This is a genomic window from Nostoc sp. (assembly GCF_041747015.1).
Lineage (GTDB): Bacteria > Cyanobacteriota > Cyanobacteriia > Cyanobacteriales > Nostocaceae > Nostoc.
The window spans coordinates 22,222-32,593 of record NZ_JBGTFY010000249.1 but is presented as its reverse complement, the minus strand read 5'-3'; the positions used below and the strand labels follow the sequence as shown (position 1 = coordinate 32,593).

Sequence of the window (10,372 nt, the reverse complement as noted above, 5' to 3'; positions counted from 1 at the left end):
ATGAAAAGTTTGTAGTAAGCACTTTAGTGCTTAGAAAATAAGGACTGAAGTCCTTGCTACGAACTTTCTTACCCGACTATTAGCACAGAACAACGATAATTCGATCAATTAGTGTACCTCATAACTTTGGGAAGTGCTGTATGAGTTAGGAGTTAAAAGTTAGGAGTTGAATAATAATTCATAGCTCCTAACTCTTAACTCCTAACTTTTGCCGTGAGTTGGACAGGGAGGCGCAGAAATAGAGCGATCTAACCAACCAACTGCTTGTTCTAATCTAGCTTGAGCTTCTTGCGGCTGATTCTTTAAAAGATACACAATAGCGGCAGCCACTTGTTCATTGGCGCGGGAATTGCGGTTAGACTTGAGGCGATGCCAATCGTCAGGGGAGATACTCAGCCTTTGCATAAGGGCTTGAGCTAGTTCCAGAGTACTAAGTTCATTCAGTTGACTGGTTTTAGGCAGCTGGGTAGATTGAGACATAATTTTAAGTCCTTCGTCCTTTGTCCTTTGAAAAATTACCAATGACAAATGACAATTGGTTAACATTTAATCTTAGTTTACTACTTGTACATGAAGCCGTCTAAACAATCACAACCGCCGGAGGAAACTCCAGAACCAGATTTTGAACAAGAATTGGCAGAAGTAGAGCGATCGCTCCTATCCTTAAAAGAGCGTTATGATCAAGTGCAGCACGATCGCCAACAACAGGCACAATGGCAACAGCGCCGGGATCAGCTGAAACATAATAAATCTCAGACACCAAAAATCAAAGCAGAGTTACGGCACATTCAACAGCAGTTGGAAATGCTAGAACTAAACTTAGAAAGCCAGTTATTTTCTTGGCGTAGCCTAAAGAAACCTTTTTGGCAAGTCGTCCGCTTTGGTGGAATGGGCGTTATCATAGGCTGGATATTAAAGTCTTACGCTGGGTAAATATGGTAAATCGACGGATTGCAGAAATATTGCGAAGTGGTCAACCTGATGAGTCCCTCCAAATTCAAGGCTGGGTGCGGACGAAACGCGATTCCAAAGGGTTTGCTTTTATTGAAGTCAATGACGGCTCATCACTAGCTAATTTGCAAGTCGTCATTAATCAGGATTTGCCAGATTACGAAGCGATCTTAAAAAAACTCAATACGGGTGCTGCTGTCGAAGTAGCAGGGGTGTTAGTGGCTTCTCTTGGCAAAGGACAGCGAATTGAGTTGAAAGCTGAGATAGTGAAAGTCTACGGAGAAGCTGATCCCGATACATATCCTCTGCAAAAGAAGCGCCATTCCTTTGAGTTCCTGCGAACCATTGGACATTTGCGATCGCGTACTAATTCTTTTGGTGCCGTTTTTCGCGTCAGAAATGCTTGTTCAACAGCAATTCACCAATTTTTCCAAGAAAGAGGCTTTTTGTGGGTACATACACCCATCATCACTGCTAGCGATTGCGAAGGTGCAGGTGAGCTTTTTAGCGTTACCAGTTTAGATTTAAAGAATATTCCCCGCACCGAAAATCAAGCAGTAGATTACAGCCAAGACTTTTTTGCTAAACCCACATATTTAACAGTTAGCGGCCAGTTGGAAGCGGAAGTTATGGCGATGGCGTTTAGCAACGTCTACACCTTTGGCCCTACCTTCCGTGCAGAAAATTCCAACACCTCCCGCCACCTAGCAGAATTTTGGATGGTTGAGCCAGAAATGGCATTTTGTGACTTAGAAGGCGATATGGATTTAGCTGAGGCATTTCTCAAACACATTTTTAAATATGTCTTGGAAACTTGCCCAGAAGATATGGAATTTTTCAATGAACGCATTGATAAATCTGTGTTAGCCACAGCTGAAAATATTATTAATAATCAGTTTGAACGATTAACTTACACAGAAGCGATCGCACTTTTAGAAAAGGCTGATGTTAAATTTGAGTATCCTGTGAGTTGGGGTTTAGATTTACAATCAGAACACGAACGCTACCTAGCTGAAGAATTATTTAAAAAGCCTGCGATCGTTACAGATTATCCAGCGCAAATCAAAGCTTTTTATATGCGTTTGAACGACGATGAAAAAACCGTCCGCGCAATGGATATTCTCGCACCGAAAATTGGCGAAATTGTTGGCGGTTCCCAGCGAGAAGAACGTTTAGAAGTTTTAGAACGCCGCGTTTTAGCGCAAGGATTAAACCCAGAAGACTTGTGGTGGTATCTAGATTTGCGTCGTTATGGTACTGTTCCTCACGCGGGTTTTGGGTTGGGTTTTGAACGACTCGTGCAATTTATGACTGGTATGGGAAATATTCGTGATGTGATTCCGTTTCCCCGCACGCCGCAAAGTGCTGAGTTTTAATTTGAGAATTTAAAAATCAGTCGATTAGAAATCGCCTCTATACAAACCAAGTACGTCTGTGCGGATTAATAAAAACTTTGGAATCCGCGATCGCGGGTTTTGCTTGTATAGTCGCGTATTTTACAAAGCGATTAGTTAAAATTAAGATTTTTGAATCTCCTCTTGTAAAACTTGAATTTGCTCAATAGATAATTCAGTAACTTGAGCAATTTGCTCTAAACTCATTCCAATTCCCAACAAATTTAAAGCCAACTTTCTTGTTGTTTCTGCTTTCCCTTCTGCTTTGCCTTTAGCTTCGCCTTCTGCTTTGCCTTTAGCTTCGCCTTCTTCTAGGATTTCTTGATAAATGACTGATTCGCGCATAATCTCACTCCTTAAAATCTTTCTAATTACATCTTTCTTTAACACCAGACCTGCTAAAATACCACTTGCAGCAGCTATATTTCTTTGTAGCTGGCGATCGCTAATTGCTTCAACTGCTTTGGCTACTTGGGTTAATACCATTGTAGGATCGTTTGTCTGACTTAGCACGGCAAAGGGTAATAGACCTGGAATACTCATAAACCTGTCTGTTGGTTGTTCCCACAGGCGTATTACCTCAAACTGATGGTAAGTGTTGTTTAATCTAAAACTGTTTTCACTGACTAATTCTGAACTTGTTTTTCTCAAATAGATTACTATTTGACGCATTTCTTTGTTAGGAAAGCGGCGATAAACCCTAACGCGATAGTCTAACATCCGAAAGGGGATATCTTCATCAGGGTCTGTTTGAAATTCGGTATGTAGAACTAAATCATCAGATTGCAATAAAATTAATGAATCGGCGCGAATCGGTTCGTTTGATAATTCTGTGGGGCTTAGTTCTGTTAATTTAATTGCTGAACCTAGTAACCATGTGGCTAAGTCGTCTTTGAAGTTTTCTGCAATGAATTTGCAGATGTTGTCATACATAGTGATTCCAATCGAAGCTATTTCTTATAATTTCAAAGTTTATGAAAAAATTCTAGTTTGCCTTAGATTTTTAAAATCAGAAAGTCTATTTTTTAAACTTTCTATTTCCGTTAAAGCCAGTTTCAAATCTCCTGTTTTTGGAACTAATCCTAATTCACGATTACAATCATGAATCCATTTAGCTAGTTCAGTAGCAAGATTTTTAGTGTCACTATATTTGTTATTCGCTTGTTGTGCAAAATGTTGATAAGCTTCATGTATGTTTTTAGGCTCATCCTCTTTCAGGTTGCAACTGTACTTTTCAAGTATTTCATTAGCCTTGCTAATAAATAGCGACATTCCTTGATTTTCAGTGCCATATATCCACGATAGTCCCTGAAGGGGATAAACTTTTGTGTAATATTGATAAGTTCTATCAACTTCTGCTTTTAGTTGTTCTACTAACTCATTAATATCTTTCTCAAATTGAGTGGGTTTTTCTGGTAAGGGACTACGAAAAGCGGGATTAGACATAATTAAGATTAAGTACAATTTATAAATTAATACAATATTAATATGTAATGTCTTTTTTGTCTATGATTTAATATCAAAATTACGTAAGGCGTAAAATATTTTAATTGATGAACATAAATAATAATATTTACGCCTTAACGCATAATTATTTTGAGTCCAAAAGCCTAATTCCCAAGTAATTCTCGTCTACGCCGTTCCTGTTCCTGCTGCTCAACTCTTTTGCGTGCGTTCCAATATTCTCGTACTGCTGCGCTAGATTCATCCTGTAGTGATATTCTCAATTGATGAACTTTATAGTTGTCTCCTAGAAACGAAATAACTTCTCGTCTTTTGGGTTTATCAAGTTTAAGAAACCATTGGATAAAAGCTTTTAAAATTAGCTCGTTTGAACCTGATAAATTATCGTGGGCAATAACACAAGAAGGACAGACATAAGGGATATACTGATCATCAATATCAGCCATGTTAATAGAATCTCTGTATTTACGTCCTAATCCAATCCAACCAAAGGCATTTTCACACACATTACTAGAGGTATCCTGAGCAATCAGACAGTCCGAAATATTTCTTGGTTGATAACTATAAGGAAATCCTTCTGATAGCTTGCCAACAACGACAGAGCCAGGATATCCAGGCATTATTTTTCCTGCTGAAGCAAGCCAAGGAAATTTAGATAATACTAAAGAGTAATGATATCGTTGGTATATACAACCGGATAATCCTAATTTTTTGAAATATTCAGAGTTCATTTCATTGGCCAGATAAGCATTAAGTGTCATTGGCTGATAATAGCTCCTAGAAGGCACATCTTTCTGACAACTTTTAGCTACTTGAGCTAGTGTCTTCATATTAATCTGTGCATCACTTCTCATTGGTGTTAAAAACAAAGCCGAGCTAGTTAAAAATAAAGCAATTAAACCTTTGAGTGTAAATTTCATTATTGATTTCCCTCTTTAATTACTTGTTCTAATTCATCGGAAATTTTAGGTGTGGGATATGTAGATTCCCAAGGATTAGGGATATTAGCCCCATCATTATTTATATCTACTGCATTTTTTGGTCGTTTTGTTGTAACTTGTTGTTTAGGTGGTAATTGCTCTCTTGTTTCCCTTATCACAGCTTCTAACTGCTCTCTTTCTTTTCTAATAGCCGCTTGTCTCTCTTCCTCCGCTTTTAAAGCAGCCTGAAGTTTTTGTTTTTCTATCTCCTCTATTTGAACTTGTTCGGTTTCAACTTTGTCAGATGTATGCAAAGTTGAAGGACTTATTGTAGGTTGAGATTTAACAACTAATGGGATTTCACGAATTTGGGTAACTGGACTAGGAATAGCTACCGGAACATTTTCTACAGGAGAAACAGAAACCGGATTTTTGGTGTTTGGTTGATTAATAGCTGCAATAACAACAGCAAAATATCCCAGCCCTAAACCGATGAGAACTTGCCAAAGTTTTTGGCTTTTTTGAGTCTGGCTAGAAGACGCATTGACTGATTTAGCCCCACCGACTGATACAGTAGCCAAAGAACTAGATGACGGAGCAGATTTAGACCCATTGCTTGATTGAATTGCCGTTTTTTACCATAGTACTCTAGGCATTTGTAACGCTTTTTCAATTTCGTTCAATTTCTGCAAAATCACTTGCGTATTTTGAGGACGATGATTTGCAGTAGGAGCCATCAAATGGTCGATTAAATCTGCCAAAAGTGGAGAAAGATTGAGTGCATATTTTCGCCAGTGCAACTCATTAGTCAGAGGGTCATAAATTTCTTTATCCTGGGGTTCTTTACCTGTGAGCAGAAAAATAAAAGTCCGTCCCAATGCAAAAAAGTCTGACTGCTGTACCGAATAACCGTTTTGTTGCTCTGGTGGTGAATAGCCTTGTGAAAAGATTCTGGTATGGGAATTTCCCGCCAAAATGGTTGTCGTGACTTGTCGAACTGCACCAAAATCAATTAAGACAAGCTGCCCATTTGGTCGCAGCATGATATTCTGAGGTTTAATATCACGGTGAAAATATTGATGAGCGTGTACTAAAGCGAGAATTTCTACAAGTTGTTTGAGCCAATTTAGAGCTTGAGTTTCAGAAATACGTTGATAATTACGAAATTCCATCCACTGCTCTAAATTTACGCCTTCAATTTTCTCCATTGCTAAACAGTGCAATAGTACAGAGCTATTTTTAGGTAAAACAGTAAAATAACCATCTGGTTCTACCTTGGGAATACCCGCACTGTTTAGCTGACTCAAAACCTTTGCTTCCTGCTGAAATAGTTCAATGGCTTTTGGGTTATTATCAGTCAGCACTTTTAAGACTTTAGTTTTGCCACACTCGTCAACTTCAAAAGTGTTACCAAAGCCACCTTGTCCTAGTTGTTTGAGTGCCCGATAGCGACCTTGCAACAGTATTTCTGACCCACAGTTACGGCAAATAAGGTTGTTTGCATTCGCTGGGTCAACAAGCTTTGGACAATGGGGATTTATACAATAGGTCATTACACAGAAGTAAATCTCCGAAAAAATCTACTTTTATTCATATCTAAGGTTCTAATAATAGAGTTCCCTAAAACTCTGACAAAGTAACATATAGTTTTTAGAACACGCACGTACAATAATATTTATTTCATACACAATAAATTAGGGGTACAACAATTGTTGTACCCCTAATTTATTGGCTATATTCAATCTGATCGAAAACTACTATCAAATAACAATCAATCTTGTAACTACCTGATTATGAGCAATTCTTCACATTTTTAACTCTAATGCTTCTTGTTAAATTATCGTTACATACTTGTAAATTTTCCCACCCACCTACTTAGCTAGTGGTTCTATTGGCTTTACTCACAAAGAATCCTTCGCTGCTAGTCCCGTGACACAATTAAAAGAATAAGATCACGAATTACTATGACAGAAAGGCTAGACCGGATTGAAGCAATCTTAGAGCGGACAGCACAAAGGGCTGAAGCGAATACGGTAGCTATAGAAGCGAACGCAGTAGCTATAGAGGCGATCGCGGCCACCATAGAAGCTGATAGAGTCGCTAACGCTCAACTACGCTCAACCGTAAATTCCTTGGTGCAGGTAGTTGAGATACATCAGCTAAACCATGAAGCAACTGGGCATAACTTTGAAGGGATTGTCACCGAACTCAGAGAAATTAGAACTGAACTTAGAGGCTTGCGAACTGAGAGTCAACGCATTTTAGAATATTTGTTCGGTAGACAGGAGAACGGCGAGTCATGAGCGATCGCCATAATCATACTACTGCTTCACCTCTCAATGTCTACATCCAAGGTCAAGGATTTCCCATTCTAGGCTTACACGGTCATCCTGGTACTGGTCGTAGTCTTTCTGTCTTTAACAATCACTTATCAAAACGCTACCAAACTTTTGCCCCTGATTTACGTGGATACGGCAAAAGTCGCTGCAATGGTAATTTTGCGATGAATGACCATTTGACTGATTTAGAAGCCCTGCTAGACCGTTTTGAGATTGAAAAGTGCCTAGTATTGGGATGGTCACTTGGAGGCATTCTGGCAATGGAACTAGCATTGCGTTTGCCAGAGCGCATTACAGGGCTGATTTTGGTGGCGACAGCCGCAAAACCCCGTGGCAGTCATCCGAGCATCACTTGGCAAGATAATTTATATACTGGTGTTGCAGCGCTGTTGAATTATATAAAACCGAGTTGGCAATGGAATATTGAAACTTTTGCGAAGCGATCGCTTTTTCGCTATTTAATCCAACAACATACATCTACTACTTACAATTACATCGCCACCGAAGCAGTACCAGCTTATTTGCAAACCTCTCCGGCTGCTACTCGCGCCCTTTATAGTGCAATTCAATCGGGATATAATCGGCTTCTAGACCTGCGACAAATTCAATGTCCTAGCCTGGTACTTGCTGGTGTCCAAGACCGCCACATCACAGTTGATTCCAGCTTAGAAACTGCTCGACACCTTCAAAATTCTCAATGGCAGTGCTATCCCAACACCGCCCATCTTTTCCCGTGGGAAGTTCCCCAGCAGGTGCTGAATGACATTGATCGTTGGCTGGAAGAACATCCACAGGTAATTAGTAGTCAATAGTCCAATGGTGAAAAAATCCTGACTATTGACGAAGAAGAAACAGAGATTGAAAATGTGGTGACACGGTGAGTAAAAAGACGCAGTTACGTAGTAAAAGAATTTTCTGTGTCTTTGCATCCCCGCATCCCCGCGTCCTATTCATTCTCTTGCCTAATTTAAATTTGACCGCTAAAGATAGGCTGTACTTTACGGTCAAATCTTTCCCCCAAGTCTTCAGCAATTGTTAAGGTATTAGGTTTGCAGCGCTTGACATCCACAACAATTCCCTGCGCTCCTTCAATCTCCAAATCTTCTATATATCCGATGCTTGCCAATCTTGCTTCAGAAGAACTCAGAAATGGCCCGAAGTAGTACGTGCATCGGGGATTATGCGTTACAATCTCTACCCACCAAGCCAATCCGAGGTAGTCGAATGTGTTAATTAACACTTCCTTGAGGTTATGCCAAATGGTTTTCATAGTTTTCGCCGATTTATAAACGTGCTATGGGATATTAAACGATATGCTACTTTTTTATCTTTTACATTTCTTTATACTCTGTTACTGTTATTTTTTCAAAGAAATTTTTTGTAACTTATCTAAGTACACCGTATTTAGCGATCGCTGGCGATAAATTTCATAAAGTGTCATACCTGCTGCTACCGAAGCATTGAGGCTGGGAGTTTTGCCTTGTAAAGGAATCGACACTAAAAAATCACAGGAGCGTTGAGTTAACATACTCAGACCTTCACCTTCTGAACCAATTACCAAAACAATTGGCCCAGTGAAATTGACTGTATGCACGGGTTCGCTGCCACTTGCAGCAGTTCCATAAATCCAAAAGCCAGCTTCTTTTAATTCTTCTAAAGCGCGGCCAAGGTTGATAACTCTAGCTACAGCAAAATTTTCTAACGCGCCGGCTGCCACTTTCATCACAGTGGAAGTGATCCCAGATGCCCTTCTTTGGGGAATCACCAATCCTTGAGCGCCTATTGCTTCGGCGGTGCGAATAATTGCACCCAAGTTATGGGGATCAGTAATTCCATCAGCCACTACAATTACAGGATCGGTTACAGATTTGGCCTGTTCAATTAGATCAGGTAATTCGATGTAGGCGTAGGGAGCAGTTTGTGCCGCCACACCTTGGTGATTAGCCCCGTTGGTGAGATGGTCTAAACGCTTGGGTTCAACCTCATCTATAACTGTGCCATTTTCCTTGGCTTGCAGGAGGAAGTGGTGAAAGCTGGGGTCGTAGCGCAGACGGGTAGTAATCCAGAGTCGGTTGAGATTGCGCTGATTTTGCAACGCACTCAATACTGGATGACGACCGTAGATGAGATCGCTATCTTCTTCTATCGGTTGTGTAGATATAGACGGCTGGGAGAAGTTGCTATATCGTTGTCGAGAGTTGCCAGAAATGGGATTACTATCTATTTTCCTGGGATTACGAGTCAGATTAGCAACAGAGATCGGATTGCTATCTATTTTTCTGGGATTGCCAGTGGGATTAGTAACAGAGATGGGATTGCTATCTATTTTCCGGGGATTGCGAGTGGGATTAGTAACAACACGCTTACCCTGAATTTTTACGGGTTGTCCACGATTTGGTTCGCTAGAGGTCTTGACTTTTCTTGGTTTATTCTGCATTTGAGTTATGGATATAGCGTATGGTTGATTATTGCGATCGCCTCAATTTCTTGAACCTAATCTACTGCTGTGGCTACTATAAAATTGAGTTCTCACTCTTTTTCTAGATGAAGTATTTGCAACAGTTCGGTTAGACGCTGGGAATCGGTAAGATACAAGTAGCCAATTAAGGTTTCTAGACTAGTTGCCTGTTGATAAATTTCGGGATCAAGTCGCTTAGGACGGCCTGTAGCGGCGTTTCGACCCCGGCGGATAATTTCTAATTCGGTGTCCCTCAGATGAGGAATAAGCGATCGCAAATGTAGCGCTTGTGTTTCCGCTCTTACCTGTGCCACCACCAAACGATGATAAGCCTCTGGTCGCTGCAATGGCAGCAGATAAAACATCCTAACATACACTTCATAGATTGCATCCCCCAAATATGCTAAGGCAGTAGGAGAAATCTGTTGCACTTGTGAGAGAGAAATCTGTTGAGATAATGGCGCTGTAGTTACCAAGAGTGCTTGAGTCCAAGATAAACTCTGCTTGAAAGCTTCATCTCGCCCATCTAATAGCTCTTCCTCCTTTGATTTCACAAATAAATTATTCCTTGAGGGTTACATTTGAAAGACATTCTTCGCTAAAACTAATTTTTCTGAAGTATGCCATGATACTATACTTAGCATAATCAACACTATCAGAATTACTTACTTGTTTTATCTTTTTGATTAAGAGGAGGCATTTTAGATCACTCTGATTTAAACGCCGAACAACCAAATTTTGCCTAAATCTTTCCTTTAATCAACTTTAAACATAATATCAACTGGCTTTGTGCCTCTCCCACAACGAGAGAGGTTTTTTGCCAGAAGTTTTAAAAATTAAGCTATC

The 10,372-nt window shown here is 40.0% G+C and carries 13 protein-coding genes; 4 read left to right on the top strand and 9 right to left on the bottom strand.

Annotated elements, in window-relative coordinates; translation table 11 throughout:
• Nucleotides 1–201 precede the first annotated feature (201 nt).
• Entirely contained in the window at nt 202–480 is a 279-nt protein-coding gene (locus ACEW80_RS20700) for a DUF6439 family protein (protein WP_373528393.1), read from the bottom strand.
• Nucleotides 481–570: 90 nt separating this feature from the next.
• Here ACEW80_RS20700 and ACEW80_RS20695 point away from each other — a divergent pair, with 90 nt between their 5' ends.
• Both ACEW80_RS20695 and asnS read left to right on the top strand, forming a co-directional pair.
• Nucleotides 571–933 (top strand): hypothetical protein, encoded by a 363-nt coding sequence (locus tag ACEW80_RS20695; protein ID WP_373528392.1) that lies wholly within the window; start codon nt 571–573, stop codon nt 931–933.
• A gap of 2 nt (nt 934–935) precedes the next feature.
• On the top strand, nt 936–2,327 hold the full coding sequence (gene asnS / locus ACEW80_RS20690; protein ID WP_373528395.1) for an asparagine--tRNA ligase: 1,392 nt from the start codon (nt 936–938) through the stop codon (nt 2,325–2,327).
• Between the two features lie 141 nt (nt 2,328–2,468).
• On the opposite strand, the gene ACEW80_RS20685 is transcribed toward asnS, so the two are convergent.
• The 5 genes from ACEW80_RS20685 to ACEW80_RS20665 form a co-directional block, all read right to left on the bottom strand.
• The gene (locus ACEW80_RS20685) at nt 2,469–3,278 is read right to left on the bottom strand and encodes an Rpn family recombination-promoting nuclease/putative transposase (RefSeq protein WP_373528391.1); all 810 of its coding nucleotides are present in this window, start codon (nt 3,276–3,278) and stop codon (nt 2,469–2,471) included.
• Nucleotides 3,279–3,317: 39 nt separating this feature from the next.
• The gene (locus ACEW80_RS20680) at nt 3,318–3,791 is read right to left on the bottom strand and encodes a hypothetical protein (RefSeq protein WP_373528390.1); all 474 of its coding nucleotides are present in this window, start codon (nt 3,789–3,791) and stop codon (nt 3,318–3,320) included.
• A 164-nt stretch (nt 3,792–3,955) separates the two neighbouring features.
• Nucleotides 3,956–4,729 (bottom strand): hypothetical protein, encoded by a 774-nt coding sequence (locus tag ACEW80_RS20675; protein ID WP_373528389.1) that lies wholly within the window; start codon nt 4,727–4,729, stop codon nt 3,956–3,958.
• Entirely contained in the window at nt 4,729–5,310 is a 582-nt protein-coding gene (locus ACEW80_RS20670) for a hypothetical protein (RefSeq protein WP_373528388.1), read from the bottom strand. Before ACEW80_RS20670 ends, ACEW80_RS20675 begins: the two co-directional genes overlap by 1 nt.
• A gap of 54 nt (nt 5,311–5,364) precedes the next feature.
• Nucleotides 5,365–6,282 (bottom strand): serine/threonine protein kinase, encoded by a 918-nt coding sequence (locus tag ACEW80_RS20665; RefSeq protein ID WP_373528387.1) that lies wholly within the window; start codon nt 6,280–6,282, stop codon nt 5,365–5,367.
• Between the two features lie 411 nt (nt 6,283–6,693).
• Between ACEW80_RS20665 and ACEW80_RS20660 the strand changes: the two genes are divergently transcribed.
• Nucleotides 6,694–7,032 (top strand): hypothetical protein, encoded by a 339-nt coding sequence (locus ACEW80_RS20660; protein ID WP_373528386.1) that lies wholly within the window; start codon nt 6,694–6,696, stop codon nt 7,030–7,032.
• Complete coding sequence (locus ACEW80_RS20655; RefSeq protein WP_373528385.1) at nt 7,029–7,880, top strand: alpha/beta fold hydrolase; 852 nt, start codon at nt 7,029–7,031, stop codon at nt 7,878–7,880. The genes ACEW80_RS20660 and ACEW80_RS20655 overlap by 4 nt, the downstream gene beginning before the upstream one ends.
• Nucleotides 7,881–8,035: 155 nt before the next feature.
• Here the strand turns inward: ACEW80_RS20655 and ACEW80_RS20650 are convergent, their stop codons facing one another.
• The 3 genes from ACEW80_RS20650 to ACEW80_RS20640 all read right to left on the bottom strand — a co-directional run bounded on the left by ACEW80_RS20650 (nt 8,036) and on the right by ACEW80_RS20640 (nt 10,080).
• On the bottom strand, nt 8,036–8,338 hold the full coding sequence (locus tag ACEW80_RS20650) for a DUF1816 domain-containing protein (RefSeq protein ID WP_373528384.1): 303 nt from the start codon (nt 8,336–8,338) through the stop codon (nt 8,036–8,038).
• A gap of 87 nt (nt 8,339–8,425) precedes the next feature.
• Nucleotides 8,426–9,505 (bottom strand): 23S rRNA (guanosine(2251)-2'-O)-methyltransferase RlmB, encoded by a 1,080-nt coding sequence (rlmB, locus tag ACEW80_RS20645; RefSeq protein WP_373528383.1) that lies wholly within the window; start codon nt 9,503–9,505, stop codon nt 8,426–8,428.
• 92 nt (nt 9,506–9,597) lie between these two features.
• Nucleotides 9,598–10,080: a Mini-ribonuclease 3 gene (locus tag ACEW80_RS20640; protein WP_373528382.1), complete on the bottom strand. Its 483-nt coding sequence runs from the start codon at nt 10,078–10,080 to the stop codon at nt 9,598–9,600.
• Nucleotides 10,081–10,372: the final 292 nt, after the last annotated feature.

What these genes read in the sequence shown, in the direction of transcription:
- ACEW80_RS20695 (WP_373528392.1), top strand. Translation starts at nt 571, where the DNA reads ATGAAGCCGTCTAAACAATCACAACCGCCGGAGGAAACTCCAGAACCA.
- ACEW80_RS20665 (WP_373528387.1), bottom strand. Translation starts at nt 6,282, where the DNA reads ATGACCTATTGTATAAATCCCCATTGTCCAAAGCTTGTTGACCCAGCG.
- ACEW80_RS20700 (WP_373528393.1), bottom strand. Translation starts at nt 480, where the DNA reads ATGTCTCAATCTACCCAGCTGCCTAAAACCAGTCAACTGAATGAACTT.
- rlmB (WP_373528383.1), bottom strand. Translation starts at nt 9,505, where the DNA reads ATGCAGAATAAACCAAGAAAAGTCAAGACCTCTAGCGAACCAAATCGT.
- ACEW80_RS20680 (WP_373528390.1), bottom strand. Translation starts at nt 3,791, where the DNA reads ATGTCTAATCCCGCTTTTCGTAGTCCCTTACCAGAAAAACCCACTCAA.
- asnS (WP_373528395.1), top strand. Translation starts at nt 936, where the DNA reads ATGGTAAATCGACGGATTGCAGAAATATTGCGAAGTGGTCAACCTGAT.
- ACEW80_RS20650 (WP_373528384.1), bottom strand. Translation starts at nt 8,338, where the DNA reads ATGAAAACCATTTGGCATAACCTCAAGGAAGTGTTAATTAACACATTC.
- ACEW80_RS20675 (WP_373528389.1), bottom strand. Translation starts at nt 4,729, where the DNA reads ATGAAATTTACACTCAAAGGTTTAATTGCTTTATTTTTAACTAGCTCG.
- ACEW80_RS20660 (WP_373528386.1), top strand. Translation starts at nt 6,694, where the DNA reads ATGACAGAAAGGCTAGACCGGATTGAAGCAATCTTAGAGCGGACAGCA.
- ACEW80_RS20655 (WP_373528385.1), top strand. Translation starts at nt 7,029, where the DNA reads ATGAGCGATCGCCATAATCATACTACTGCTTCACCTCTCAATGTCTAC.
- ACEW80_RS20685 (WP_373528391.1), bottom strand. Translation starts at nt 3,278, where the DNA reads ATGTATGACAACATCTGCAAATTCATTGCAGAAAACTTCAAAGACGAC.